Source organism: Micromonospora sp. NPDC023869 (assembly GCF_055559695.1).
On sequence record NZ_JBVHKD010000004.1, the window covers coordinates 1 to 25,928 of the forward strand.

The 25,928-nt window shown below is 68.7% G+C and carries 22 protein-coding genes, 1 tRNA gene and 1 pseudogene; 13 read left to right on the forward strand and 11 right to left on the reverse strand.

The features are described 5' to 3' along the window. Together ACZ31C_RS13345 and ACZ31C_RS13350 are read right to left on the reverse strand one after the other, a co-directional pair. The coding region (locus ACZ31C_RS13345) for a transposase (RefSeq protein WP_465795497.1) at positions 1-220 on the reverse strand (220 nt) is incomplete at its 3' end. Further along, the gene (locus ACZ31C_RS13350; RefSeq protein WP_465795498.1) at positions 217-519 is read right to left on the reverse strand and encodes a transposase; all 303 of its coding nucleotides are present in this window, start codon (positions 517-519) and stop codon (positions 217-219) included. The genes ACZ31C_RS13350 and ACZ31C_RS13345, both read right to left, overlap by 4 nt. Before the next feature lie 860 nt (positions 520-1,379). Here ACZ31C_RS13350 and ACZ31C_RS13355 point away from each other — a divergent pair. Together ACZ31C_RS13355 and ACZ31C_RS13360 are read left to right on the forward strand one after the other, a co-directional pair. Then, entirely contained in the window at positions 1,380-2,972 is a 1,593-nt protein-coding gene (locus ACZ31C_RS13355; RefSeq protein WP_465795499.1) for an ATP-dependent nuclease, read from the forward strand. Beyond that, complete coding sequence (locus ACZ31C_RS13360; protein ID WP_465795934.1) at positions 2,956-4,014, forward strand: UvrD-helicase domain-containing protein; 1,059 nt, start codon at positions 2,956-2,958, stop codon at positions 4,012-4,014. The genes ACZ31C_RS13355 and ACZ31C_RS13360 overlap by 17 nt, the downstream gene beginning before the upstream one ends. Positions 4,015-4,084: 70 nt before the next feature. On the opposite strand, the gene ACZ31C_RS13365 is transcribed toward ACZ31C_RS13360, so the two are convergent. Both ACZ31C_RS13365 and ACZ31C_RS13370 read right to left on the reverse strand, forming a co-directional pair. Next, positions 4,085-4,675 (reverse strand): transposase, encoded by a 591-nt coding sequence (locus tag ACZ31C_RS13365; RefSeq protein WP_465795500.1) that lies wholly within the window; start codon positions 4,673-4,675, stop codon positions 4,085-4,087. Positions 4,676-4,775: 100 nt separating this feature from the next. Next, on the reverse strand, positions 4,776-5,063 hold the full coding sequence (locus ACZ31C_RS13370) for a transposase (protein WP_465795501.1): 288 nt from the start codon (positions 5,061-5,063) through the stop codon (positions 4,776-4,778). A gap of 125 nt (positions 5,064-5,188) precedes the next feature. Here ACZ31C_RS13370 and ACZ31C_RS13375 point away from each other — a divergent pair, with 125 nt between their 5' ends. After that, positions 5,189-5,623 carry a hypothetical protein gene (locus ACZ31C_RS13375; RefSeq protein ID WP_465795502.1) on the forward strand — a complete coding sequence of 145 codons (435 nt, stop codon included), beginning with the start codon at positions 5,189-5,191 and terminating at the stop codon, positions 5,621-5,623. Between the two features lie 1,088 nt (positions 5,624-6,711). Here ACZ31C_RS13375 and ACZ31C_RS13380 read toward each other — a convergent pair. Continuing rightward, on the reverse strand, positions 6,712-6,918 hold the full coding sequence (locus ACZ31C_RS13380) for a hypothetical protein (protein ID WP_465795503.1): 207 nt from the start codon (positions 6,916-6,918) through the stop codon (positions 6,712-6,714). A 666-nt stretch (positions 6,919-7,584) separates the two neighbouring features. On the opposite strand from ACZ31C_RS13380, the gene ACZ31C_RS13385 reads away from it, so the two are divergent. After that, positions 7,585-9,612 carry a recombinase family protein gene (locus tag ACZ31C_RS13385; RefSeq protein ID WP_465795504.1) on the forward strand — a complete coding sequence of 676 codons (2,028 nt, stop codon included), beginning with the start codon at positions 7,585-7,587 and terminating at the stop codon, positions 9,610-9,612. Here the strand turns inward: ACZ31C_RS13385 and ACZ31C_RS13390 are convergent. The 4 genes from ACZ31C_RS13390 to ACZ31C_RS13405 form a co-directional block, all read right to left on the reverse strand. Next, positions 9,566-9,829 (reverse strand): superoxide dismutase, encoded by a 264-nt coding sequence (locus ACZ31C_RS13390; RefSeq protein WP_465795505.1) that lies wholly within the window; start codon positions 9,827-9,829, stop codon positions 9,566-9,568. The genes ACZ31C_RS13385 and ACZ31C_RS13390 overlap by 47 nt on opposite strands. Continuing rightward, complete coding sequence (gene alaS / locus ACZ31C_RS13395; protein WP_465795506.1) at positions 9,826-12,471, reverse strand: alanine--tRNA ligase; 2,646 nt, start codon at positions 12,469-12,471, stop codon at positions 9,826-9,828. The genes ACZ31C_RS13390 and alaS overlap by 4 nt, the downstream gene beginning before the upstream one ends. A 202-nt stretch (positions 12,472-12,673) precedes the next feature. Continuing rightward, a complete protein-coding gene (locus tag ACZ31C_RS13400; protein WP_465795507.1) occupies positions 12,674-12,934 on the reverse strand; it encodes a superoxide dismutase in 261 nt (86 codons plus the stop codon). A 5-nt stretch (positions 12,935-12,939) separates the two neighbouring features. Then, complete coding sequence (locus ACZ31C_RS13405; protein WP_465795508.1) at positions 12,940-13,554, reverse strand: superoxide dismutase; 615 nt, start codon at positions 13,552-13,554, stop codon at positions 12,940-12,942. Positions 13,555-13,640: 86 nt separating this feature from the next. Here ACZ31C_RS13405 and ACZ31C_RS13410 point away from each other — a divergent pair, with 86 nt between their 5' ends. From ACZ31C_RS13410 to ACZ31C_RS13430, 5 genes are all read left to right on the forward strand, one after another. Continuing rightward, positions 13,641-14,099 (forward strand): Fur family transcriptional regulator, encoded by a 459-nt coding sequence (locus tag ACZ31C_RS13410; RefSeq protein WP_465795509.1) that lies wholly within the window; start codon positions 13,641-13,643, stop codon positions 14,097-14,099. A 38-nt stretch (positions 14,100-14,137) separates the two neighbouring features. Further along, positions 14,138-14,719, forward strand: a complete 582-nt coding sequence (locus tag ACZ31C_RS13415; protein WP_465795510.1) for a CGNR zinc finger domain-containing protein — start codon at positions 14,138-14,140, stop codon at positions 14,717-14,719. Between the two features lie 51 nt (positions 14,720-14,770). Further along, on the forward strand, positions 14,771-15,325 hold the full coding sequence (def, locus tag ACZ31C_RS13420; protein ID WP_465795511.1) for a peptide deformylase: 555 nt from the start codon (positions 14,771-14,773) through the stop codon (positions 15,323-15,325). 2 nt (positions 15,326-15,327) lie between these two features. After that, on the forward strand, positions 15,328-16,368 hold the full coding sequence (gene tsaD / locus ACZ31C_RS13425) for a tRNA (adenosine(37)-N6)-threonylcarbamoyltransferase complex transferase subunit TsaD (RefSeq protein WP_465795512.1): 1,041 nt from the start codon (positions 15,328-15,330) through the stop codon (positions 16,366-16,368). Between the two features lie 791 nt (positions 16,369-17,159). Further along, positions 17,160-18,545 (forward strand): recombinase family protein, encoded by a 1,386-nt coding sequence (locus ACZ31C_RS13430; RefSeq protein ID WP_465795513.1) that lies wholly within the window; start codon positions 17,160-17,162, stop codon positions 18,543-18,545. Between the two features lie 19 nt (positions 18,546-18,564). Here ACZ31C_RS13430 and ACZ31C_RS13435 read toward each other — a convergent pair. After that, a tRNA-Leu gene (locus ACZ31C_RS13435) sits at positions 18,565-18,648 on the reverse strand. Positions 18,649-18,857: 209 nt separating this feature from the next. On the opposite strand from ACZ31C_RS13435, the pseudogene ACZ31C_RS13440 reads away from it, so the two are divergent. Next, a pseudogene (locus ACZ31C_RS13440) lies at positions 18,858-19,296 on the forward strand (tetratricopeptide repeat protein); the annotation flags it as partial. Positions 19,297-20,161: 865 nt separating this feature from the next. Here the strand turns inward: ACZ31C_RS13440 and ACZ31C_RS13445 are convergent. After that, complete coding sequence (locus tag ACZ31C_RS13445) at positions 20,162-20,572, reverse strand: hypothetical protein (protein ID WP_465795957.1); 411 nt, start codon at positions 20,570-20,572, stop codon at positions 20,162-20,164. A 1,030-nt stretch (positions 20,573-21,602) separates the two neighbouring features. Here ACZ31C_RS13445 and ACZ31C_RS13450 point away from each other — a divergent pair. The 3 genes from ACZ31C_RS13450 to ACZ31C_RS13460 all read left to right on the forward strand — a co-directional run bounded on the left by ACZ31C_RS13450 (position 21,603) and on the right by ACZ31C_RS13460 (position 25,912). Next, the gene (locus ACZ31C_RS13450) at positions 21,603-22,064 is read left to right on the forward strand and encodes a fibronectin type III domain-containing protein (RefSeq protein WP_465795935.1); all 462 of its coding nucleotides are present in this window, start codon (positions 21,603-21,605) and stop codon (positions 22,062-22,064) included. Positions 22,065-22,323: 259 nt separating this feature from the next. Beyond that, entirely contained in the window at positions 22,324-24,891 is a 2,568-nt protein-coding gene (locus tag ACZ31C_RS13455) for a fibronectin type III domain-containing protein (RefSeq protein ID WP_465795936.1), read from the forward strand. Positions 24,892-24,916: 25 nt separating this feature from the next. Then, positions 24,917-25,912 (forward strand): AAA family ATPase, encoded by a 996-nt coding sequence (locus ACZ31C_RS13460; RefSeq protein ID WP_396749443.1) that lies wholly within the window; start codon positions 24,917-24,919, stop codon positions 25,910-25,912. Positions 25,913-25,928 lie beyond the last annotated feature (16 nt).

Genomic DNA, 25,928 nt, shown 5'->3' on the forward strand with positions numbered 1-25,928 from the left:
GTTCGGCGGTGACCCGTGGTGCTCCATACGTTCCGTCGTGAGTGGCGTGCACCGCCCGGATCCGGCTCACGAGAGCGACGTCCGCGGCCTCCCTCACGGCCCGCGTCTCGGCGGCCGAGCGCCAGTAGTAGAAGCTCGAACGAGACACCCCGATGACCCTGCACAACCGCTTCACGCCGTAGCGCTGCTGAAGGTCTGCGACGAACTGGAAGCGGTTCACCAGCGCGTCTCCCCGGCGAAATACCGGGCCGCCTTCCGCAGAATGTCCCGTTCTTCCTCCAGTTCACGGACCCTGCGTCGCAACGCGGCGTTCTCGTCCTCCACCGAGCCAGCCACCGGCGGCACCGCCGGCCCGCCCGACGCTCCCCGACGCTGATCATCGGCGCGGACCCAACTACGCAACGTCTCCCGGTTGACCCCGAGATCGTCAGCGACTTGCGCGATCGTCGCCCCCGGCCGGGACCGGTACAACGCCACCGCGTCGGCCTTGAACTCAGCGGGGTAGTGCTTCATCACCATCTGTCAGGGACTCCTGATCTCCCCGGACCATCACGATCCAAGGCTCAAGTGTCCAGGACCAGGGGGCAACTCCCATTAGCGACGAAAATCATCGATGCGACCTTGCGCGGCACGCTGTTCGATGACATGTCGAGCTTTCGCTTCTACAAGCCGATGGTCTCGAAGATCAAGAACAACCGCGACTGCAAGATGGAGGACTTCCGGCTCTCAGCGGCCCTGTGGCCGCTCCTGCGGATATTCGATACCTTCAGCCCAGGCCAGGACGAGATACCTTGCCGGGCCAACCGTCACGCGACCGCACACACCGTAGATAGTGTCCAGTACACGCCCGGTGAACGCGCTAATCGCCACCATGCTCGCGGTGTCGATCCTCCGCGAGGTCCAGGAGTCGCGGACCCTGACGGATCCGACACCTCTGTCCGGCGAGGAGAGCACCGCCCCAGGCATCGGCGAACCACTCCCGGCCGCTGAGTCCATAGATCGATGCCCCTTGCTCCCACATACGCCCGCCAGTCGGTGCGCCTGACGAGGCCGCCCACAAGCTGGCTGAGCCACTTGAGGACAACATCCGATCGCCGACCCTGCGGTGTTGGTGGCAGTGCTGTGCGCCACGATCGGGTTGGGCAAGAGCGTCCAGGAGCACCTAATCCCCGCCGGTCACCGAGCCGCAACTAGCGTGACCACCATGGAAATCACCATCCACTACGCCTAGATACGCCACCGACGAGTGGCACTGTCGCACACGGGCGTGACGGCGAGTTGTAGGATCCGCGCAATGTGAGAAGAGACCCAAGGACAGCAGGAATCGTGAGTCTTTCCCCTGCGTGCCGTAGCCGCCGAGCGCCAGGAGTCGTCCCACCGTGCTCAGGAAGATCATCATTAAGAACTACAAGGTGTTCCGCGACTTCGTGCTTGAGCTGAACCCTGGCATGAACGTAATTGTCGGCGACAACGACGTCGGCAAGTCCAACCTCCTAGAGGCGATCAACCTCGCCCTCACCGGCCGGCTTCGCGGCAACCAAATAGCAGCAGAGCTGTCACCGTTCCTGGTCAACCTCGACGCGACGCGTCAGTACATCGCGGCCATGCGCGAGCGGCGCGCCGCGATACCGCCGACGATTCTCATCGAGGTCTACTTCCATGACAACGACGATCTCGCGCCGTTGAGGGGGAACAACAACTCCCTACGTGAGGTCGCGCCGGGAGTCAAGGTCCGCATCGCCTTCAACGATGACTTCATCGACGAGTACGCGGAGTACACCCGGGACCCTACACAAATCAACTGGGTGCCCACCGAGTACTACCAGGTCGAATGGTCAAACTTCGCCGCCGCGGCCGTCACCTCGCGCGGCGTTCCCGCGACCGCATCGCTGATCGACGCGACGGCCATCCGGCTGCAGAACGGAGCGGACGCCTACCTCCAGTCGATCATCGGCGCCAGCCTGGAGCCCCGGGAGCGCGTAGAGCTGTCCCGGTCGTATCGAAGCCTTCGTGAAACCTTCAGCGAAATCGGGGCGGTGAAGGAGATCAACAACAAGCTGGCTGGCGAGCGTGGCGAGATCAGCGACCGCGAGCTGACACTCTCCATCGACATCTCACAGCGGGCTGGCTGGGAACGCAGTCTCGTACCGCATCTCAATGAGTTGCCCTTCCCGTACGTCGGCAAGGGCGAGCAGAGCAGCCTCAAGATCCTTCTGGCCTTGAACGAGAAAATCGCCGACACACACGTCGTCCTGATCGAGGAGCCCGAGAACCACCTGTCGTTCTCGTCGCTCAACCAGCTCGTGTACAAGATCGGCCAGAGATGCGCCGGCAAGCAGGTCCTGGTGACTACTCACAGCGCCTACATTCTCAACAAGCTCGGGCTCGACGAACTGATCCTGCTGACTCCTACCGGTGGGCAACGCATCACAGACCTGCGCAAGGACACCGTCGACTACTTCAAGAAGCTCTCCGGTTACGACACCCTGCGTCTGGTCCTGGCCAAGCGCGCCATCCTGGTGGAAGGTCCCTCGGATGAGCTCATCGTCACCCGCGCGTATCACGACGAACACGGCCGTGAACCCATCGCCGATGGGGTGGACGTGATCAACGTGCGGGGCTTGTCGGCCGCACGCTTCCTCGACCTCGCCGTGCCGCTCGCCAAGCCCGTCGCCGTGGTCAACGACAACGACGGTGACGCCGCTCGGATGCTGGAGAAGTATGCCGCATACACCTCCTACAGTTTCATCTCGATCCACATCGGCGTCGGTGACGAGAAGACTCTCGAACCGCAGGTCTTAGCCGCCAATGGCCTTGAGCGCATGAACGAAATCCTCGGCAAGAGCTACGCGACCAAGGAGAAGATGCTCGATTACATGACGGCGAACAAGACCAGTTGGGCGCTGACCGTGTTCGAGTCCGACCAAGCCATCACCATGCCGCAGTACATCCGTGATGCCGTCCGCCCGTAACCTCGCGGTCATCGCCGCAGCCGGATCACGCAAGACCCAGCTCATCATCGAAACCGCGCTGGCCGACCCCGGCCGACGGGCCCTGATCACGACGTACACCCAGGAGAACCTCGCCCAGATTCGCCGACGGATCTTGGAGATCAACGGGGTGATCCCTGGACACGTCACGACCACAACGTGGTTCCCGTTCCTCATCCACCAGGCGGCCCGCCCGTTCCAGAGCTGCGTCACTGGGAGGATCGACCACATCCGGTCACTGAATTTCGACGGGAGCCGGTCGAGGTTCACACGCCGGGACGACGTCCTCGCCTACTACTTCGACAGGCACGGTGATATGTACCGCGACGGGGTAGCCGACTTCGCCTGCCGCGCCGACGACGCCTCCGCCGGGGCGGTCGTACGTCGCCTCGAGGCGATGTATGACGACATCTACATCGACGAGTTCCAGGACCTCGTGGGCTACGACCTCGACTTCGTCGACAAACTGTTCGCTTCGACCATAAGAGTCACGGTCGTCGGCGATCCGCGCCAGCACACCTTCGCCACGAACAACGGCCCCCGGAACAAGAAGTATCGTGGCACCGGCATCATGAACTGGATCAAGCAACGGCAGCACACCTGCGAACTTCAGATGCGCGCCGAGAGCTGGCGATGCCACCAGAACATCTGCGACTGGGCCGACCGGCTATACCCGGCCCTGCCGCGTACCAAGTCCCGGAACCTAACTGAGACCGGCCATGACGGAGTCTTCAAGGTCGCCGAGGAGGACGTGCTTGCCTACGTCGCCAAGTACTCGTCGAAGGTTCTTCGTGACCGCGTCACGACATCGACGCTGGAGCTACCAGCTATGAACATTGGCCTTTCCAAGGGCAGCACCTTCGATCGAGTGCTGATCTTTCCTACGCAGCCCATGCTCAAGTACCTGAGGACCGCAGACCTATCATCCTTGCGAGCGCTAGACCGACTCTACGTAGCCGTGACCCGCGCCAGACATAGCGTTACCTTCGTAGTCAACGGCCGCGAAGCAGACCATGTTCCATAGTTCCATCGACCCGCAGGGGTCTGTCAAACGAACGGCCCTGACTCACATTCGGTGGTGACGGAGGGTGCTGCTATCCGAGGAGCATGCGGTGGCGGAGCAGGGTGAAGCCTGCCCGTCCGTGCATCTGGCGTGCGATCCGTTTGGTCTTGGTGTTGACGCCTTCGGTGGGGCCGTTGCTGTAGGAAGCGCGAGGGCGGCGTTCGCGGCGTCGCGGTCGCGTTCCAGGCCTCGGGTGAAGGCGCGGCAGATGAGGCAGATCGGCCGCGCGGACCTGGACGATCCAGAGCGAGAGCCGGTCGACGATTTCCGGCCGAGGCGTCAGGAATGCGGCAAAGCGCCCGACGCTGGCGGCCAGTGCGGTCATCTCAGGGCCGGCTGCGGTGAGCCGTGCCAGCAGATCTTGGTGCTCAGGTGTGAGGTCGTCGGGTCTGGTGAGGAGCATCCGGGTGAGCCGGCGGGGGGAGATGTGGCTGCGGTCGGCGTCCGCGCGGCCTTGGTTGATGTACTTGTGCAGCAGGTTGAGGCAGCCGGTGTAACCGAGGGCCTTGATCTCTTCGAAGAGGTGCTTGACGCCGACGGCGCGATCCTCGGTTCGACGTTTGCGCAGATGCTCACGGTAGGGGTCGACGAGGCTGGCCCGGTACTTGGGGACGCAGAGCATCCGCTCAGGCCGGTCTGCTCGCGCCTAGCGCTTGACGGTGTTCAAAGCCAACTGCAGACGGCGGGCACACTCGAGCAGGTCCACGCCCTGGTTGAGCAGGTCATGGACCTGGGTGCCAGCGTTCCAAGGCCGTCTGGGCGCGGGGCCCGTCATCAAGGGGCGCCTCCAGTACGCCGGCCCAGCAAGTGCTGTGCGCCTTGACCTCGCTGCAGGTGGCTTCGCAGAGGTTGTGCCATAGGTGCCACAGGTCGGCGACCTGCACCGCGTTGGACAGGGCGCGGCGGATGGCCTCGGCGTAGGTGGCCGAGCCGTCGCGGCACACGACCTCGACGCCGGGATGCTCGCGCAGCCACGCTTCCAGCGTGTCGGCAGTGCGGTCGGGCAGCACCTCGATCCGCTCGTGACCTAAGCCCTGTCCGCTTAGCCGCTCGACGCGCCGCGCCGCCTACCCAGGCCAGGTGAGCGGCGCGGCGCGCACCGTCCATGCGATCCCGAATCGAAGGAGACTCCCCTATGTCGCTGCTGACCGGTCACCCCATCGTTGACGACGACGGATGGCGGCGGCACCCCGACGCCCGTTTCGTCATCCCCGACCAGTGGGGGCCGCACCTCGAAACCCTGCTGCTTCCCGACCACCCACATCTGATGCCAATCGCTGTGGCACTGCTGATCACCGCCGACGATGAGGATGGCATCTACGACGACTTCCACTTGGAGGCGTTTTACACCGGGCCGCTGTCTGACTGGCTGCGCACCCAGGACGACGACCCGTCTTGGATGCTCCGCTACGACCGGTTTGTGGAGATGCTGCTGTTGACGTTCCTGGACCGTCTCATCAGGTGGGGGATGTTGGCGGTGCGGGTCAACGGTGCTGCGATGGAATGCCGGCTGATGCTGCCGGCCGGGTTTGGTGATGAGGTGGCCGAGGACGACGAGGACGACTGGTAGCCGTCCGAGCCTCGATGGCAAGTGCCATGGCGTTTGCTAGCCGTTTGCCATAGCACTTGCCATCGAGGCGCACCAGCCACCCGGCCAGAGGATCTTTAGAATCGGCGGCCTGACCCTCTGCCGCGTATGCGGCCCCACCGCCGCACCCCGACCCACCGGCACCCAGACCTACACCTTCAAGGGCGTCACCCACAAGGCCAAGGAGTGCGCCGCCATGTCGGCGCTCGGGGAGAAGGTTATACGCACCCAGGAGCGTTACCGGGCTGCCTCGGGCCGGAAGGTGTGTCTGGACTGCTTCACCTACGGCAGGCAGCACATGGGCAGGGATCCTCATGACCCGCCGCCGCCCGGGTGGCGTGGCGACGCAACCCCACCAGAGTCAGCCCAGAGACCTCCCGCCAACGACTCGCCCGCCACCGAGCTCTGGCCCGACATCCGCGTCATCAACTGACCACCACGCCCCACGCCGACAGCCGCCGCCACGGCCAACGCCCGTCCGCCAGCAGCCCTCCGACCCTGACCCGGACAACCACCATGATCTTGAATGATGTGTGCGGCGTGTGCTCTCCAGCCAATACCACCCGGGGTCATCCGGTGCCACACCAGGTCAAAGCAGGCCAACGACCACGACCGCAGACGTGGTCGATGTGATCGGCGTGTGGCCATCCGCCGCCCCGACCAGCCGGGACAACCCAGGTCAACGCAGGCCACTCCCTGCCACCCCGGGTCAACCCGCAGGCCGTTAGACTGGGCCCTCGCGCCCTCGTAGCTCAGGGGATAGAGCATCGGTTTCCTAAACCGTGTGTCGCAAGGTCAAGCCAGTCGATTGCCGAGCCGGTGCAACGCGAGCGCCATGAACCCCGCGCATCGCCCAGTCCGCGCTGACCGGGTTCGACGTGGGAGACTCCGGGTGGTCGTCGGCCGCCAATCGAGTTAATGCGGCCGAGGCGCACGCGATGCTCGGCCAGGCCCGGGACTGCTTCAACTCCCTTGGTGCCGCTGAAGATCACTTCACCTCCGTAGATCGTCGGGGAACCGGCCGCTGCCCTTTTCTGTTCTAGCCATCCCGCGCGATTTGCGGGCTGTTGCTAGCCATCTCTGAGCAGCCCGGCCAATGTCATGGCAGCCTTGGAAAGGGCCCGACAACTCATCGCCGCACGTCGCAAGTCGACCGCGTCGTCCTCGGCAATCTCGCCGTTGCCAGCGTCCTTCATCGTGACGTTGACGCCGCCACGTCCTACCTGCTCCAGACCATCGAGATCATCGGGCGAACCCGCGCAGCCGGTGGGGCTCAACCTCGCCTTCGCCGCGGCCCGCCAACTACCTGCCTGGCGCAACCAGCTGTACTGACTCGATCCCCCCGACGGAAATGACAACCGCAGAGATGTAACGCCTGTGCCTGCTCAACGAGCGGCCGATGCCTGATGGCGTCGGCCGCTTCTTCATGCCCGCCGGAGCCATCGGCACTCGAACCACCTTCGGAGGACCCTCCATGACGACCCACCCATCCGACACGACGCGCGCCTCCAACGCATCGAGCTGCAGAACAACAAACCCCCTCGCTCACGACGCCAATGCCCGCATCGCCCTCCAGCCCACCCGCACTCGGAACGGCGTCGCGGAGGCCGAGGAGCAAACGATGTACCCCGACCGACGGATGTCTCCGCCCGGTCCGCCACCGGACGGAGGCGCATGACTCTGCCGTCGGGTCACCAACATCAGCAACACAAGGAGTCCGTTCCGGGGACGTGCGCCGCACCGGACAAGCGACTTGACCGGTCCGGCGAAGGCGACGCTTCATGGACGGTCGGCGACGTCGATGGGCGTGCGACGACCGTGTTCATCAGGGTGGAGGTCCCCAGCCAGCTACCTGAGCTGCACCCCGGGGCCGCTGCCGCCCTACTGAAGTTGCTCAGACGCGTCAACGACCGCCGCACGGACAACTCGATCGAGGAGAACGGATGACCACCCCGCAACCGAAACCTTTCGCCTTCTACGGCCGCGTCTCGACCGAGGACAACCAGGACCCCGAATCCTCCCGGAGTTGGCAACTCACCCGCGCGACCACACTCATCCAGCCGCAGGGTGGTCGCATCGTCACCGAGTACTTCGACGTCGGCCAGAGCCGCTCCCTTCCCTGGCAACGCCGGACGCAGGCCAGTCTGCTTCTCACGGCGCTGCGCGACCCACGGCGCGGGTTCTCCGCCGTCGTTGTCGGCGAACCTCACCGTGCCTTCTACGGCAACCAGTTCGGTCTCACGGTGCCGCTGTTCGCCCACTACGGCGTCGAACTCTGGGTCCCCGAGATCGGCGGCCCCATCGACCCTGACAACGAGGCCCACGAACTTGTCATGTCCGTCTTCGGCGGCATGAGCAAGGGCGAACGCAACCGGATCAAGCTCCGTGTCCGCACCGCCATGGCCGCCCAGACCCTTCTCGAGGGCCGCTACCTCGGCGGACGCCCACCCTACGGCTACACCCTCCGCGACCTCGGACCTCACCCCAACCCCGCCAAGGCGGCCGACGGCAAATGCCTCAAGGGCCTCACGCCCGACGAGCAGACCGCACCGATCGTCCGGCGGATCTTCACCGAGTTCCTCACCGGTCTCGGTCTCTTCGCCATTGCCGAGGGACTCACCGCCGATCACGTGCCCTGTCCATCAGCACACGACCGCGCCCGAAACCCCCACCGCGGCGGCATAGCCTGGTCCAAGAGCGCCGTCCGCGTCATCCTCACCAACCCCCGCTACACCGGCCGACAGGTCTGGAACAAGCAACGCACCGACGAGGTGCTGCTCGACGTTGACGACGTGGCAATGGGCCACACCGGCGTCATGCGCTGGAACACCCGCGACAAGTGGGTCACATCCAAGGAGATCACCCACGAACCACTCATCGACGACGCAACATTCGAGCAGGCCCAAGCAGTCCTCCAACGACGCGGCCGGGGAACCGGCGGTCAGCACGTCAGGCAGCGAACCCGCAACCCGTACGTCCTCCGCGGCCTGATCTACTGCGCCGCCTGCGACCGACGCATGCAGGGCCAGTACAACCACGGCAACCCGTACTACCGCTGCCGCTTTCCCCAGGAGTACGCCCTCGCCAACCAGGTCGACCACCCCCGCAACGTGTACCTACGCGAAGACGCCCTCACCGACCCGCTCGATACCTGGCTGGCCTCCACCTTCGCACCCCACCACCTCGAACAAACGATCACGTCGATGGCCGACACCCAACCCCTAGATCATCCGCCCGCAACGGGCACCGCAGCCCAAACGATCATCACCGAGTGCGACGCCAAGTTGGAGCGCTACCGCGCCGCCCTCGAGGCCGGCGCCGACCCGGCGGTGGTCACCGGATGGATCGCGCAGACCCAGGCAGAACGCGCCCGCGCGGAAGCAGACCTTCGCACGATCGCGGGCACCACTCCGCGGCGGATGAGCCGAGCAGAAATCACGGCCCTGGTAACCGCGCTCGGCGACATCACCACCGTGCTCCGCGACGCCGATCCCGCCGACAAGGCCGAGGTGTACCGGCAACTCGGCCTCCGGCTCGCCTACCAGCCAGAAACGCAAACGGTGCGCGCTGAAGTAGATCTCAGCGCACACCGTGGGGCTATGGTTTGTGTCCGAGGGGGGATTCGGACCCCCACACGCGGCGTATGCGCCGGAAAACGGCGCAAAAACATGATCAGTAACCCTAGCAGACCTCTAATTCGCTCGGGGCGGCGAAGACCGCTGCTGGTGCGGGCCGATTGCCGCGGTGATGCTTCCGGTGACGCGGCGATGCGGCCGCAGCATCGGATGCCGGTGCCCGTCATGGTTGCCGTCCTGGCGCGGACAGATCGCCAGGTTCGCCGCGCTGTCGGGCACGAACCGACCGGCACCGCGAGTAAGAACGGGCGAGCCGACCAGCACCACCTGTCTTGGCCCACGACAAGCATCACCCCGCTTGATGGGCGGTTGCCAGTGCGGCGATGCGGAGGGTGATGTCGCGTACGACGGTCTGGAGGTCGGTACCACTGTTGTCGGCGGCGATGGTGAGGGCGAGTTCGGTGAGCAGGAGGAATGCGTGGGCGCGGTGCGCGTCGTCGGTGAATGCCTCGGCGAGGGCGTGGGCGCCGTCGAGGTCACCGCGGTGGCGGGCCGCGATGATCCCGACGGCGTGCTGCATGCCGGCCAGCAGGTCGGCCGGATGGGGGGTCATGCGGTGGCGGTGAGGTCGCGCAGTCGCGTCAGCAGGTCGGCGGGGTCGCCGGTGGCTTTGCCCTGGGCGAGTGCGGCGCTGCCGCCGCCCCTTCCGGCGAGCAGGAGTTTGATCAGGTCGGCGGCGGAGAGTCCGCGTTCCATGCCGGTGGGGGTGACGGTGACGACGATGCCGGCTCCGGCGACGATGCCGACGACGCCGGGGCGGCGGCCGAGTCGGTCGCGGACCTTTTCGGCGAGGCGTCGGCCGTCGCCGGTGGTGGTGACGCCGACGTAGGCGACGCCGTCGAGGTCGGCGGCGTGGGCGGCGTACCCGTCGGCGTCCAGGTCGATCAGCCGGTCGCGGAGGTCGTTGGCTTCGCGTTCGATCTGCTTCATGCGTGCGAGCAGGGTGGCGATCCGGTCGGGTAGTTCCTCGGGGCGGGCTTTGAGTTGGGCGGCGAGTTGGCCGACGAGGTCGCGTTCGCGGGCCAGGTAGCGGAATGCCTCGATGCCGGTGACCGCTTCGATGCGGCGTTGTCCGGCGCCGACCGACGATTCGCCGGTGAGGGCGAGGGAGCCGATCTGCGCGGAGTGGTCGACGTGGGTGCCGCCGCATAGTTCGCGGGACCATTCGCCGCCGATCTCGACGACTCGGACGGTCTCGTCGTAGGTTTCGCCGAACAGGGCTAGGGCGCCTTCGGCGCGGGCCTGTTCCAGGGGTAGGTAGCGGACGTCGACGGGCAGGTCGCGGCGGATCGCGAGGTTCGCGGCCTCCTCGATCTCGCTGCGGGTGGCGTCGGACAGGCCGCCGCGCCAGGCGAAGTCCAGGCGCAGGTAGCCGGGTCGGTTGTAGGAGCCGGACTGCAAGGCGTTCGGGCCGAGGACGTGGCGCAGGGCGGCGTGCACGACGTGGGTGCCGGAGTGGGCCTGCCGTGCGCCGGTGCGCCACTCCGGGTCGACGGCGGCGTGGACGGTGTCGCCGACGGTGAGGCTGCCGTCGAGGATCCGGACGGTGTGCGCGACGAGGCCCTTGACCGGCCGTTGCACGTCGATGATCTCGGCGCGCAGGTTCGGGCCGGTGAGCAGGCCGGCGTCGGAGTCCTGGCCGCCGCTCTCGGCGTAGAACGGGGTGCGGTCCAGTGCGACGGTGACGATGCCGCCCGCGTGGGCGGTGTCGATGGTGGTGCCGCCGGACCAGATCGCGAGGACCCGGGATTCGGTGTCGAGCGTGGAGTAGGCCAGCCAGTCCGTCGGCCCGTGAGCGTCCAGGACCGCCCGGTACGCCGACAGGTCGGCGTGGCCGGTCTTGCGGGCCTTCGCGTCGGCCTTGGCGCGGGTGCGCTGCTCGGTCATCAGGGCCCGGAACCCGTCGGCGTCCACCGTCAGGCCCTGTTCGTTGGCGATCTCCAGGGTGAGGTCGATCGGGAATCCGTAGGTGTCGTGCAGTTGGAACGCCTTGTCGCCGGGCAGCGATGACCGTCCGGCCTTCTTGGTCTCGGTGATCGCGGTGTCCAGGATGGTGGTGCCGGCGCGCAGCGTGCCGAGGAAGGTGTCCTCCTCGGCGTAGGCGGCGGCGGAGATCCGGTCGAAGTCGGCGGCGAGTTCGGGATATGACGGGGACATGCAGTCGCGGGCGACGGGCAGCAGTTCGGGCAGGGCCCTGTCCTGCCAGCCGAGCAGCCGCATGGCGCGGATGGCGCGGCGCATGATCCGGCGCAGCACGTAGCCGCGGCCTTCGTTGGACGGGTTCACTCCGTCGCCGATGAGCATGAGCGCGGTGCGGACGTGGTCGGCGATGACCCGCAGGCGGACGTCGTCGGGGTGGGACTGGCTGGCGGCGTGGCCGGAGTGCACGCCGTACTGCCTGCCGGTCAGGTCGGCGGCGCGGGCCAGGATGGGACGCACCTCGTCGATCTCGTAGAGGTTGTCCACGCCCTGCAGGATGGAGGCGATGCGCTCCAGGCCCATGCCGGTGTCGATGTTCTTGTTCGGTAGGTCACCGACGATGCGGAAGTCGGTCTTCGACGCCACGTCGGCGATCTCGTACTGCATGAACACGAGGTTCCAGAACTCCAGGTACCGGTCCTCGTCGACCTCGGGGCCGCCTTCGGCGCCGTAGGCGGGGCCGCGGTCGTAGTACAGCTCGGAGCACGGGCCGGCCGGGCCGGGAATGCCCATCGACCAGTAGTTGTCCGCCTTGCCCCGGCGGACGATCCGCTCGAGGGGCATGCCGGTGGTGCGCCACAGGTCGTGGGCCTCGTCGTCGTCCAGATAGACCGTCGCCCAGATCCGTTCCGGGTCCAACCCGAAACCGCCCTGTTCCACGGGCGTGGTCGACAGGTCCCAGGCGAGGCGGATCGCGTCGGCCTTGAAGTAGTCGCCGAACGAGAAGTTGCCGTTCATCTGGAAGAAGGTGCCGTGCCGGCTGGTCTTGCCGACCTCGTCGATGTCCGGCGTCCGGATGCACTTCTGCACCGACACGGCCCTGCGGTACGGCGCGGCCCGTTGGCCGAGGAAGTACGGGACGAACTGCACCATGCCGGCGTTGATGAACAGCAGGTTCGGATCCGAGATCGCCGGTAGTGGCGCCGACGGCACCACCGTGTGTCCGTTGGCCTCGAAGTGCGCCAGGAAGCGCCGTTTGATCTCCGCCGTCCGCACCAACGCCCCCTTATTGCCAAAAGTATGCAACTACATGCTAGTGGCAGCAGGGTGAGGTTGTTTCTGATACCCCATGACCGGGCTTCGCCCGGGGCACTGCCGGTGCAGCGGGCGGGCAGGGAGGTCCTGACAGGTGGTGATCCGCTCGGTGTCGCCGGCACGTCTGGTGGCGCCAGCGACACCGACCGGATCACCACCCCGGTCAGTTGTCCGGCGGTGTCGCGGTGGCGGCGACGAGCAGCGACAGTTCCCGGACGAGGTCGTCCAGGGACTGGCCGCTCTGCGTCCGCAGCAGTCCGAGGCTCAGGTCCGCCAGGAGATAGAAGCCGAGGGTCTTGGCCTGCTCGGAACTGAACGCGGCGAGGAGTTCCTCGGCGCCGCCGAGGTCACCGCGATGCTTGGCCGCGATGACCCCAGCGGCGCGTTGCACCAGTTCCGCCGCGGCCGGGGTGAGACCGGTCACGCCGGTCAGATCTTCGGCGTGGCGGCGCGGGCGGCGTCGAAGCGGGCGATCACGTCCGACCAGTTCACCAGGTTCCACAGCCGGTCCACGTAGTCCGGCCGGACATTCTTGTACTGCAGGTAGTAGGCGTGCTCCCAGGCGTCGAAGACCAGCAGCGGGGTGGTGCCCTGCCCGACGTTGCCGTGGTGGTCGTAGACCTGCTCCACGATCAGCCGCTGCCCGAGTGGCTCCCAGGCCAGGACACCCCAGCCGGAGCCCTGGACACCCTTGGTCGCCGCCGACAACTGGCCGGCGAACGCCTCGAACGAGCCGAAGTGCTCCTCGATCGCCGCCGCCAGCTCACCGTCGGGGCGGTCACCGCCGTCCGGCGACAGGTTGCCCCAGAAGATCGTGTGCAGGACGTGCCCCGACAGGTTGAACGCGTACGTCTTCTCCAGACCGACCAGCGTCGAGAAGTCGCCCTTGGCGCGGGCCTCGGCGAGCTGCTCCAGACCGTCGTTGGCCCCCTTGACGTACGCGGCGTGGTGCTTGCTGTGGTGCAACTCCAGGATCTGCCCCGACATCGCCGGCTCCAGAGCGCCGTAGTCGTAGGGCATGTCGGGCAGGTTGTAGACAGCCATGAGAACTCCTCCAGGATTGCTGCCAAGCTTATGCTCTTGCCACTATCTTGCAATAGAATCGGTGTCGGCGCGGCGAGGAGGGACGGTTGACCACATCGGAGACCGACCGGGTGAACGCCGCCGTGCGGCGGCTGCGTCACGCCGGCCTGCGTAACACCGCTGCCCGGCGAGGAGTGCTCGACCAACTCGCCCACGCGGTCGGTGATCGAGGGCACCTCACCGTCACCGAGCTGCACCACGCGCTTCTCGCCCGTGGTGTGGCCGTGGAACTGTCGACGGTCCACCGGGTGCTGCGGCAACTGGTCGACCTGGGCATCGCCCACACCGTGCCGGTCGGCAGGACGACCACGTTCGGGCTCGCCGACGACGCCCATCACCACGCCGTCTGCGGCACCTGCGGCGACATGCGGCAGTTGCCGGCCGAGGCGGTCGACGCGAGCATCGCCGCCGCACGCGCCGTCGGGATCGACCCGGACACGCCCGGCCAGCCCAGTGGTGTCGTCGTCTACGGGCGGTGCGCGGGGTGCCGGGCAGCGACCCGATAAGGGCCCAAGCCGTCGGCCCACGGTCGGCCCCGGCGGCGATGGGACCACCGCGCCCGTCCCGTGCCCGCAGCGCCGGCACGGGCAACCGCAGCGGGCTGGCCGACAGCTACCGACTGGCCCTGCGGGCGGCGGCACTGGCCAACGCGCGGCTCGACGATCTCACCGACGCGCGGACGCTGCTGGCCGACCATCCCCCACTCCCCGACGTCGTGGACACCGACCTGCACACGCTGCGGGAGGTCGGACATCGCCTGCGTCAGGTGTTCCAGAGCGCCACGGCAGGCGGTGGGCAGGAGGCGGTGGACGAACTCAACGCGCTGCTGGCCCGGCACCGGGTCCGACCGATGATCTCCGGCACCTCGGCGATCGACTGGCACATGCACGTCGCCACACCCGGCACTCCGCGCTCGGTCGAGTACGTCGCCGCCGCCGTGTGGGGACTCTCCGTCTGGCTGTGTGAACGGGGCATCGACCGGCTCGGCGTCTGCGCGGAACCACGGTGCCCGACCGCGTTCCTCGACGACAGCAGGAACCGATGCCGCCGGTTCTGCTCCGACCGGTGCGCCACCCGCCACCACGTCCGCGCCCACCGCGCCAGACACCGCGCCGCCCAGCCCTGACCACCGCCTCGACATCACTTACTGCAAAAGATTGGCAACTGCATAAGATGGGTGACTGTGCAGACCTCGACCGGCACCCCACGCCCCATCACCCGCTACGGCACACCCGTACTGCACCGCCGCTGCGCCGAGGTGACCGACTTCGACGACGCCCTCACCCACCTCGTCGCCGACATGTTCGCCAGCATGTACGCCGCCCACGGCGTCGGCCTGGCCGCCAACCAGATCGGCGTCGACGCCCGGATCTTCGTCGTCGACTGCCCCGACGCCACCGGCGCCCACACCGTCGCCACCGTCGTCAACCCGGTCCTGCACCTACCCGAACACCGCGACCTGGTGACCGACACCGAAGGCTGCCTCTCCGTCCCAGGCCAGCACGCCGAACTGGCCCGATGCGCCACCGCCACCGTCACCGGCTACGACGTCCACGGTCACCAGATCCGGCTGGACGGCACCGGCACCCTCGCCCGCTGCTTCCAACACGAAGTCGACCACCTCGACGGCCTCGCCTACGTCGACCGGCTCCCCACCAAACTCCGCAAACGCATCCTGGCCGCCAGCGCCGAACATCCCGGCGTCGGCGTGGGCACCAGCCAGGACGGCTGACGATGCCGGTCGTCCTGGGCATCGAAACCTCCTGCGACGAGACCGGCGTGGGCATCGTCGCCGACGGTGTCCTGCTCGGCGACGCCCTCGCCACCAGCATGGACGAACACGCCCGCTTCGGCGGCGTCGTCCCCGAGATCGCCGCCCGCGCCCACCTGCACGCCGTCACCCCCATGGTCCGCCACGCCCTCGACCGCGCCGGCATCGGCTTCGCCGACATCGACGCCGTCGCCGCCACCGCCGGTCCCGGCCTCGCCACCGCCGTCCAGGTCGGCCTCGCCGCCGGCAAGGCCTACGCCCTCAGCCTCGGCGTCCCTCTCTACGGTGTGCACCACCTCGCCGGCCACGCCGCCGTCGACGTCCTCGAACACGGTCCACTCCCGGACCGCTGCGTCGCGTTGATCGTCTCCGGTGGGCACACCTCACTCCTGCTCCTCGGCGACCTCGCCCGGGATCCCGTCGTCCATCTCGGCGACACCGTCGACGACGCCGCCGGAGAAGCCTTCGACAAAGTCGCCCGCCTGCTCGGCCTGCCCTACCCCGGCGGACCCGCCATCGACCGTATCGCCCGCGACGGCAACCCCACCGCCATCGCCTTCCCCCGACCGATGACCGGCCCCCAGGACCCGCCCTACCGGTTCTCCTTCTCCGGCCTCAAGACCGCCGTGGCGCGCTGGGTGGAGAAGTGCGACGGCCGGGCGGTGCCCGTCGCCGACGTCGCCGCGTCGTTCCAGGAAGCCGTCGCGGACACCGTCACCCGCAAGGCTCTGGCGGCCTGCCGCGACCACCAGGCCGACACGTTGCTGCTCGTCGGCGGGGTCGCCGCCAACAGCCGGGTACGGCACCTCGCCGAACACCGCTGCGCCGCCGCCGGCATCCGGCTACGCGTACCGTCATCACGACTCTGCACCGACAACGGCGCCATGATCGCCGCCATCGGCGACCTCCTCATCCGCGCCGACATCACACCCGACCGACTCGACCTCGGCGCCGACCCCTCCGCCGTCCTGCACGGCGCACTCCTGCAGGGCCTTCGCCCCTGAGTGAGGCAGGGGCACCCATCCCGGGGGCCTGCCGCTCGGCCAGTCTCGACAAGTTCGATACGCCCAGCCCCGTGGGCAGGACCCACGCGGCAGCCATACGCCCCGGTCGTCGAGCAGAACATCACGCGTGCGTAGGGACAACGCACGCGTCATGAAACGACGATCGTCCGCCTCCTTTTCAGGAAGCCGTCCTCGCCGTTGGAGTTCGACCCGGAAGGCACGAGATCAGGCAGGACGTGACCCGGATCGAATGGATCACACCCGTTACGCCCCGCTCTGGGCCACGCGTTCGTCGGAACCCCCCGGCAGCCCCCTTCAGGCAGTCGCAGACCAGAAAGAACGAATCCTTCATCCCACAGAGGCGCTGGTCGGTGACCACGCTTGTTCAGAGCGTCCCGCCACACCAGCGACGCCGGCCCACAGGCCGAGATCGTCCTCCTTCCATAAAGGGCGATCCCGATCGCGGCACACGACGACGGCCGGTGCGCGACCTCCCCCTACTGTCGGCCGCCATTAGGCGCGGCGCACACCCTCTAACCATCCTAGGAGGATCTCGGTCGCTGCCACTTCCTCGCTTCCGCCACTCGACCGAAGCCGTGGTAGGGCAAGAGGCCCGAGGACCACGCCACGCCTGCCACACCACCGCCACCGCCACCGCCACCGCCACCGCCACCGAGCAGCCTCAGCGTTCAGCTGAAACCTGGCACTGGACTCCGAGCCCTCCCAGCCCGACAGGCGCAAGCGGACTACTTGTCCGACTCGACCGCGAAGGTCCTTCGTAGAAATGTCGGGTGTCGGGCAAGCAGAGTGACGATCTCGAGGATCCCCTGACCCAGTGGCTCAACAGCCAGCCGCAAAGCGGTCCGCCACCATCCGCCCAGCGGCGGTGTGGTCTGCGATTTGCGTTCTACGGCCGGATGTCGACCGTCGAGCACCAGGACCGGGTGACGTCCCGGCACTGGCAGCGGAACTGCGCCACCGAGCTTGTCGATGGGCACGGGATGATCGTCACCGAATACTTCGACGTCGGCTGCTCTCGCCGCCGCGGCTGGCGGCAGCGTCCGAGGGCCGCCGCACTGCTGGCCGCGCTCGACGACCCAGACCGCGGGTTTGACGCGATCGTGGTCGGCGAGTACGAACGGGCGTTCTCCGCCAACCAACTGCAGCACCTGGCACCCGTGCTCGAACAGCACGGTGTGCAGCTGTGGCTGCCGGAGACGGACGGGCCGGTCGACCACCACGACCCCACCCACCAAGCGCTGATCATGATGCTGGGCGCCCAGTCGAAACGTGAGGTGCAGCGCGCCCGGTTCCGGGTCATCATGGCGATGCGGGCCCAAGCGCGGGAGCAGGGGCGGTACCTCGGTGGCAGGCCGCCCTACGGCTACCGGCTCGTTGACGCCGGTCCTCATCCGAACGCAGCGCACGCCCGCTGGGGTCGCCGGCTTCGGCGCCTCGAACCAGATCCGGCCACGGCCGGACACGTGCGGTGGATGTTCGCCCAACGCCTGGCCGGCCGGAGTCTCGCCAGCATCGCACGTGGCCTCAACGACGCCGGCACACCCTGCCCGTCGGGCGTCGATCGCGACCGCAACCCCCACCGCAGGGGCGACCAGTGGACCCTGCGAACGGTCGCGGCGATCCTCAGCAACCCCCGCTACACCGGCCGGCAGGTCTGGAACCGACAACCCGCGCACACCGACAGCAGCCGCCTGCAGCGAGAACCCACTCGACGGAACCCGACCACGGACTGGGTGGTCTCCAAGCAACGGGCCCACACCCCGTTGGTCAGCGAGCAGCACTTCGTCGCCACCCAGGCCGTCCGCTGCCACCGCACCGCGGACGACGGGACCATGCGAAGCTATCTGTTCACCGGCCTACTGCACTGCGGAGCATGCGGCCGAAAGATGGAATCGCACTGGGTCAATCAACGTCCCGGCTACCGATGCCGCCACGGCCGCACCAGCACCCAACGCCCCACCGACCACCGGCACAAGATCTTCTACATCAGAGAAGACAACATCATAGCGAGACTCGCCGACCACCCCGGCCTCGCCCTCGACGCCTGGCGCCCACACGAACTCGCCGCGTTCCTACACAGAAACAAGATCACCGTTGTATGCGATCACGAGAACTGCACACTGACAACAGGAAGATCCAACCCGATCAACTCATGATCGATATGTGGTAATGATGTGTCCGAGGGGGGACTTGAACCCCCACGCCCTATACGGGCACTAGCACCTCAAGCTAGCGCGTCTGCCATTCCGCCACCCGGACTTGCTCTGCCCAGCCTACCGTGTCGACCTCGGTGATCCATCACCAGGAGGCCGCCGAGCGGGCCGCACGGGGAGTTACTGTACACGCCGCCGGTGGATCATGCACATCAGCATCCCGCGACCGATTCCGGCCGATCTGACCAGCCCTGGCGGGGCCGCCGGTGCGGGTCCGGCTGGCGTCACGGTGCCCGTACCCGGCAGCATGGCGGTGTGTCCCAAGCTTCTCCCCTGGCCGTCGCCCAGCAGCGGGCTCTGGCGCTGCGCGGCGCGGGCAACCTCGCCGCCGCCCGTGAGCTGCTGACCGACGTGGTCGAGTCCGTGCCGCCGTCGCTCGGCAAGGATCATCCGGACGCGCTGAGCACCGCGCACCTGTTGGCCAGGTTGCACCGGGAGGCCGACGATCCGAGCGCGGCGCGACGGGTGTTGGAGGAGGCGTTCGCGGCCGGGGAGCGGCGGTGGCCGCACGCCGACCCGTTGATGTTGGCGTTGGCCTTCGAGCTGGGGTCCGTCGCGGACGAGCTGGGCAACCGCCACGAGGCGCGACGTAACTACACCCGCGTGGCCGCTGCCGGCCCCGCGGTGCTCGGTGCCGACCATCCGGCGGTACGCACGGCGCGCGACTATCTCGGCGACGCCGCTCCGGCTCCGCAGCCGGCGGTGCCCGCTCCTCGCCAGCCGGAACCGGCACCCACGCCGGCGCACGGGGTCCTGAACGAGCCGACGATCTCGCTCGCGGTGCTGTCGACCGCCTGGAAGCCGCACGACGCGTCGACCGCCGCCGGGTCCTTCCGCCAGTCGACGTCCCCGTTCGGTGAGGGTGCCGCTGCCTCGTCCGCTCCGGCCTCGGCACCACCGGCACCGGCCGTGCCGCACCCTCGCACCGTACCGGGCTCGCATGCCCCTGGCGTGCCGCCGGCACCGCCGGTCGTGCCTGCACCGCCGCGCATTCCGCCGCCTCCGGTCGTGCCGGAGCCTCCGACGGTGCCGCTGGCCCGGACGGCCCTCCACGACCAGTCTGCTCTCCCGGTCGCGTCGCCGGAGGCAGCCGAGCCGACCATCGCGCTGAGGCTGCCGGTTCGCGAGAGCGAGGTTCCACCACCGCCGGTACCGCCCACCGCTGCTCACCCGGCACCGTCCGCCGCACCGACGGCGCGCCTTGCGCCCGTCGAGGCCGACGAGGAGACGAGCCTTCTCCGGATACCGCCGGCATTCGATGCCTCGACGCCGGACGATGCCGACTCGGCCCCGTCGAGCAAGTCGGCGGCGCCAACCGAACCGGGAGCGGCGGCAACCGCACCGGCGTCAACGGCGTCGTCAGGCGAGGCCGACAATTCGGCCCTTGCCGAGGGCTCGGCCGAGCCGAGGACGCCGGTCGGGCCGGGGCCGTCGGACAAGGAGAGGTCGCCCGACGGGCAGAGGCAACCCGATGGGCAGACGTCGCCCGACGGGCAGGCGACGCTGGACGGGAACGGCTCGCCCGGTGGGCCGCAGTGGACGCGCCCGACCGTTCGGGTTCAGCAGATCGGCCCGCTGTTGGCCGAGGAGGCAGCACGGGCTCGCCGCTCCCCCGAGACCGCTTCGCCAGCCTTGGAGGCGCACCCGGACGACGCTCCGCCGAGCGACGCCCCGGTGAGTGGAGCGCCAGCCAGCGGACCCTCCTCACCACCGACGAGTGCGGTCCAGACGAACAGTCCGTTCACCGGCGGACCGCCGAGCAACAATCCGCAGATCAGCGCTCCACCGGTGAGCGGACCACCGAACAGCAGTCCGTCGATCAGCGCACCACCGATCAGTGGACCACCGACGAGCGCGGCGCCGACCAGCGTGCTCCCGGTCATCCCGCCACCGGTGAGCACCTCGCCGAGCAGTGCGCCGCCGACGAGTACGCCGTCGGCTGGTGCGCCACCTGTCAGCGCGCCACCCACCAGCGGCGGGCCGAGCAGTTGGGCACCCGTGGGCGCGCCGCCTCCTCCCCCATATCCCGGTTCGACCCATCAGCCGCCGGCACTCCCCGGCATGCCCGCCACGAGCCCGACGTCCGGGCCGCAGGATCTGACCGCGCCGCTGCCCCAGCCGGGTCCGACCAGCGGACCGACCGGTTACCCGTCGCTCAGCTCCGCGCCCCCCGGTCATCCGCCCGTCAGCGGACCGCCCGGATACCCGAGCATCAGTGGGACGACCGGCGACGGAACGGCCCACGGACCAGCCGGCCATTCACCGTCCGACTATCCGGCGACCGGTGGCTCACCTGGCTACCCCCCGGCCAGCGGAGCACCGGCCTACCCGCCACCTGGCGGACCCTTCAGCCATACCCCCGCTGTCGAGCAGTCGGGGTACCCGCAGACCGGTTACCCGGCGACCGGCGGATCGACTGCCCCTGGCCCCGTCAGCGGCCCGCCCGGCCACGTACCCGCCAGCGGCCCGCCGGGTTACGCCCCGACCAGCAGTCCACCGGCAGGTGGGCCCGGATACGCCCCGACCAGTAGTCCGCCAGCAAGTGGCCCCGGGTACGCCCCGACCAGCAGCATTCCGGCGAGCGGGCCGGGGTTCGCTTCCGCCAGCAGCCTGCCGGCCCACGGCCTGAGCCATTCCCCCAGCAGCAGCCCACCGATCAGCGGACCCGGATGGGCTCCCGCCAGCAGTCCACCGGCCAGCGGACCCGGGTACGCCCCGGCAAGCGGCCCTCCGGCCGGGAGCCCGGCGGGCTACGGGCCGCCCGGATACCCGGGTACCAACGCCGCGCCGACGGCAGGCACGGCTGGTTACGGTTCTGGAGGCGAACCCACCCAGCATCAGCCTTACCAGTACCCGCACCAGCAGCATCCGCAGGCAGCCGCCGGGCAGCAGCAGTACGACCCGGCCGGGCACGCGACGTACCCACCAGGGCAGAGCGCCGCGTACCCGCCGCAGGCCTGGGGGCAGCCGGGTGCGGGGCAGTCCGCGTCGGCGGGGGGCATGGCGTTCCCGGTGGCGCAGTCGGGGTCGGGGCGCAATCGGGCGGCGATCGTGGTGGCGATCGTGGCCGTGGTGGTGGCGGTGGTCGCGGTGATCGGGCTCGGAGTGTTGGTCATGAACGATCGGCGGGCGGCGTCGCCGACGGCGCCGGTCGAGTCGTCGGCGGCGGATCCGGGTCCGCCGCCGACGGGGTTGGAGTTGCGCGATGATGCGGCCACGATCAGGTTGACGTGGACGGATCCGTCGGACGGGTTGGTGCCGTTCATGGTGGCTGGTGGGCGGGCCGGGCAGGCGTTGGGGGTGCTGGCCACGGTGGGTCAGGGGCAGACCAGTTACACGGTGAACGGGTTGAATTCGCGAGTGGACTACTGCTTTACGGTGTTGGCGGTGTACGGGACGAACGAGTTCGCGACGTCCAGTCAGGTGTGTACGACGCGGGAGTCGGGCGCGGGTCAGAACTGAGCGTTGCTCGCGGTCGGCGGGTCCGGCGGGTCCTGGTGGGACAGTCGGGGCGGGACACGCCGACGACACGCCACGCTGGGTGTTCATCGGCGGACAGCATGGGTTCCCGGGGTGCGTGGCGTGACCATATGATGGCTCCCGGTTCAGGGGAGGGGTCGCCGTCTGGGGGCGCCACCGGCCAAGACGATACGAGAGGCAGCCGGTTGTGGCGAGCACCGACGAGGCCGTTCCGACCCGTACCGCCCGATCCCGGTCGCGGATGCGCGGTGGTCTGGTCACTGTGGGGACGGTGCTGGCGTTGCTGGCGGCGATGGGTCTGACCGTGCTGGGTCTGGGGTCGGCGGACAACGCGGTGGCCAGTTTCGACGCGAGTTCGTGGTTGTGGAGTTCGGCGCGCAGTGAGTTGGCGCGGGTCAACGGGGTGACCGCGCGGGTGGACACCCGGGTGGAGGTGCCGGCGGGTCGACGGCATCCGATGCAGGTGACGCAGACGGACCGGGTGTTGGTGCTGCGGGATCTGCACACCGGTCAGATCAGTGCGTTGGACCTGGCGACGTTGCAGATCACGGCGACCACGCCGACCGCACCGGGGCTGGGTGTGAGTGTGGCGTTGCACGAGGACGCGGCGTTCGTGGTGGACGCGGTGCAGGGTGTGGTGCGCCAGTTGGATCCGCGGTCGTTGGCGCCGGTGGGTGAGCCGGTGCGGTATCCGCCGGGGATCACCGGTGGCGCGTTCGACGGTAAGGGTCGGTTGTGGATCGCGGTGCCGGCGGAGGGCACGGTCTCGGCGATCACCCCGGCGGTGCTGCCGTCGAAGTCGGCCGGCGACGCGCAGGTGGGGCCGCAGCGGGTGGAGACGTACGACGTGGCGGGGCCCAGTCACGAGTTGGTGGTCTCCACGCTGGACGACGGTGTGGCGGTGCTGGACCGGACGGCCGGGGCGTTGGTGACGGTGGTGCGGGGTGAGACGCGGCGGACCGCGTTGGCGCAGACGTTGACTGGGCCGGGCATGATGCCGGTGCGTACGAGTGGGCCGGTGGTGCCGGTGACGGTGGCCGGGCAGCGGCAGGTGCACGCGATCACCGATGCCGGTGAGGTGCGCTCGTTCACGGTGCCGGGTGAGGGTGACCGGTTGAGTCCGGCGGTGGCCTGGGCGGGCCGGTTCTACTGTGCGGACGAGGCGTCGGGCACGGTGTACGCGTTCGACGCGGCGGGCACGCTGGTGGACACGATCCGGGGTCGGTGGCGGGGGCCGCTGGACCTGGAGGTGCGGGAGAACCACCTGTTCATCAACGCGCCGGAGGCGGCGACGGCCCGGGTGGTGGACGATTCGCACCTGGTGCGGGAGGTCGACAAGTACGCCAATGACGTGCTCGGTGGTGATCCGCCGGCGGAGCCTCCGCCGCCGCCTCCGCCGCCCAAGAAGCCGCAGGTGGGCAAGCCGGGTGCGCCGCGCAACGTGAGCGCGGCGGCCGGGAACGCGCAGGCGCGGGTGAGTTGGCGGCCGGCGCCGGCCAACGGCGCGGAGATCATCCGGTATGTGGTGGAGGGTGCCGGGCAGCGTCGTGAGGTGGGCGCGAACCAGCGGTCGGTGCAGATCAAGGAGTTGACCAACGGGGAGACGTACCGGTTCACGGTGCACGCGGTCAACGCCGAGGGTGCCGGTCCGACGCGGACCAGTAATCCGGTGACGCCGACGGCGGCGGTGCCGGACGCGCCGGCCAGTGTGTCGGCGCGGGCCCGCGCGGACGGCACGGTGGTGGTGAGTTGGCCTGCGGCGAACGGGCAGGGCAACCGGATCGCCCGGTACGCGGTGACGGCGATGTCGGCGGGGACCAACGCCCCGGTCGGTGAGGCGACCGGTGAGGAGCTGGTGGTCAAGGCCGGTGAGCTGGAGTACGGCACGCAGTACGCGTTCACGGTGGTGGCGGTCAACGACAAGGGTGCGGCGTCGGAGTCGTCGCCGGTCAGCGAGACGGTGGTGCCGTTCACGGTGCCGGGTGAGCCGCTGGAGTTGCGGGCCGGCACGGTCGGGGACCGGTCGGGGACGGTGTCGGTGCAGTGGGCACCGGCGGCGGCCAACGGTCGGCCGGTGACCGGGTACGTGGTGGAGGTCGGTGAGCGGCGTACCGAGGTGACCGACACGCAGACCACGGTCAGTGACCTGGGTGACGGGCAGAACGTGACGGTGCGGGTGCGAGCGGTCAACGAGGCCGGTGAGGGTCCGCAGGCCACGACGACGGCGCGGACGGTGGCACCGCCCCGGGTGACGGTGACCGGGTCGTCGGCGACCGCGACGTCGGCGACGGTGACGTTCACCGTGGACGCCGGTGGTGGGCAGGCGACGTGCACCCTGGCCCGGTCGGGTCAGACGGCGCGCAGTGGTCCCTGTTCCCGCATCACGATGAACGGCCTGTCGCCGGGGACGGACTACACGTTCACGGTGACGGCGACGAACGCGGCCGGTGAGGGTACGGCCCGTCGGGCGCAGGAGACGGAGGCGTTGTTCGGGATCGCCACCTGCAACAACGGTCCGGAGCCCGAGCAGCGGACATACTGCGATCGGGACCGGGACGGCCGCAACGGCAACGAGATCTTCTCGGTGCCGCGGCAGGACAACGACCGGCAGGTCGGGTGGGCGCGGCCGGGGAACCGGTTGAAGGCGTACTGCCGGGTGCGGGGCGAAGAGGTGTACGCCTACATCTACAACAACGACAAGCGCAGCACCTGGTGGGTGCAGGTCGAGTACAGCGGACGCAACTACATCCCCTGGGCCTGGCTCAACCTGGAGGGTGGGGACGACATCGCCGTCCTGCCCACCTGCTGATCCAATTCGGCCGAGGAGCACCACCGTGAACAGCCACGAACCGCTCACCCAGCAGGAGGTGCAGGGTTTCGCCGCCCTCGCCGCGCGGCTGGCCGAGAACGTCAACTCGGTGGTGCTCGGTAAGCCGCAGGTGGTGCGGCTGGCGCTGACTGCCCTGTTCGCGCAGGGGCACGTGCTGTTGGAGGACGTGCCGGGGGTGGGTAAGACGACGTTGGCGCGGGCGATCGCGGCGACGGTGAAGGGGCAGTGGCGGCGGATCCAGTTCACGCCGGACCTGTTGCCGTCGGACGTGTCCGGGGTGACGATCTTCAACCAGGCGACCCGGGGGTTCGAGTTCCATCCGGGGCCGGTGTTCGCCAACATCGTGATCGCTGACGAGATCAACCGGGCGTCGCCGAAGACGCAGTCGGCGTTGCTGGAGGTGATGGAGGAACGCACGGTCACCGTCGACGGGGTACGCCATCCGGTGCCGCAGCCGTTCCTGGTGGTGGCCACGCAGAATCCGGTGGAGATGGACGGCACGTACCGGTTGCCGGAGGCGCAGTTGGACCGGTTCCTGGTGAAGTTGTCGGTGGGGTATCCGGACGAGTCGGTGGAGGTGGAGGTGCTGCGCGGGGCGACGGTGCGGTCCCCCGAGGCCCTCGCGGCGGTCACCGACACCGCCACCCTCGGTGAGATGGTGCGGATGGCCCGCCGGGTGCACATCGCCGAGCCGCTGTACGCCTACGCGGTGCGGTTGGCGGCGGCCACGCGTACGCATCCGCAGGTGCGGGTGGGGGTGAGCCCGCGTGGGGTGATCGCGTTGACGCGGGCGGCGTGCGCGTACGCGTTGATCGACGGTCGGGGCTGGATCATGCCGGAGGACCTCAAGACGTTGACCGAGCCGGTGTTCGCGCACCGGCTGCTGCTCACTCCGGACGCCCAGGTGCGTGGCGTGACCGCCGCCGACGTGTTGCGTCAGTCCGTCGCCTCGGTGCCGGTGCCGCTGCCGTCGGGGCAGCCCGCCCCGGCGACTCCCTGACCGGCGGGCGTCTGTC

Coding starts and splice junctions, on each gene's coding strand:
- ACZ31C_RS13415 (WP_465795510.1), top strand. CDS start 14,138: ATGGGACCACCGCGCCCGTCCCGTGCCCGCAGCGCCGGCACGGGCAAC.
- ACZ31C_RS13390 (WP_465795505.1), bottom strand. CDS start 9,829: ATGACCCCCCATCCGGCCGACCTGCTGGCCGGCATGCAGCACGCCGTC.
- ACZ31C_RS13455 (WP_465795936.1), top strand. CDS start 22,324: ATGCGCGGTGGTCTGGTCACTGTGGGGACGGTGCTGGCGTTGCTGGCG.
- ACZ31C_RS13350 (WP_465795498.1), bottom strand. CDS start 519: ATGGTGATGAAGCACTACCCCGCTGAGTTCAAGGCCGACGCGGTGGCG.
- ACZ31C_RS13450 (WP_465795935.1), top strand. CDS start 21,603: ATGGCGTTCCCGGTGGCGCAGTCGGGGTCGGGGCGCAATCGGGCGGCG.
- ACZ31C_RS13365 (WP_465795500.1), bottom strand. CDS start 4,675: ATGCTCTGCGTCCCCAAGTACCGGGCCAGCCTCGTCGACCCCTACCGT.
- ACZ31C_RS13375 (WP_465795502.1), top strand. CDS start 5,189: ATGTCGCTGCTGACCGGTCACCCCATCGTTGACGACGACGGATGGCGG.
- ACZ31C_RS13385 (WP_465795504.1), top strand. CDS start 7,585: ATGACCACCCCGCAACCGAAACCTTTCGCCTTCTACGGCCGCGTCTCG.
- tsaD (WP_465795512.1), top strand. CDS start 15,328: ATGCCGGTCGTCCTGGGCATCGAAACCTCCTGCGACGAGACCGGCGTG.
- ACZ31C_RS13405 (WP_465795508.1), bottom strand. CDS start 13,554: ATGGCTGTCTACAACCTGCCCGACATGCCCTACGACTACGGCGCTCTG.
- ACZ31C_RS13360 (WP_465795934.1), top strand. CDS start 2,956: ATGCCGTCCGCCCGTAACCTCGCGGTCATCGCCGCAGCCGGATCACGC.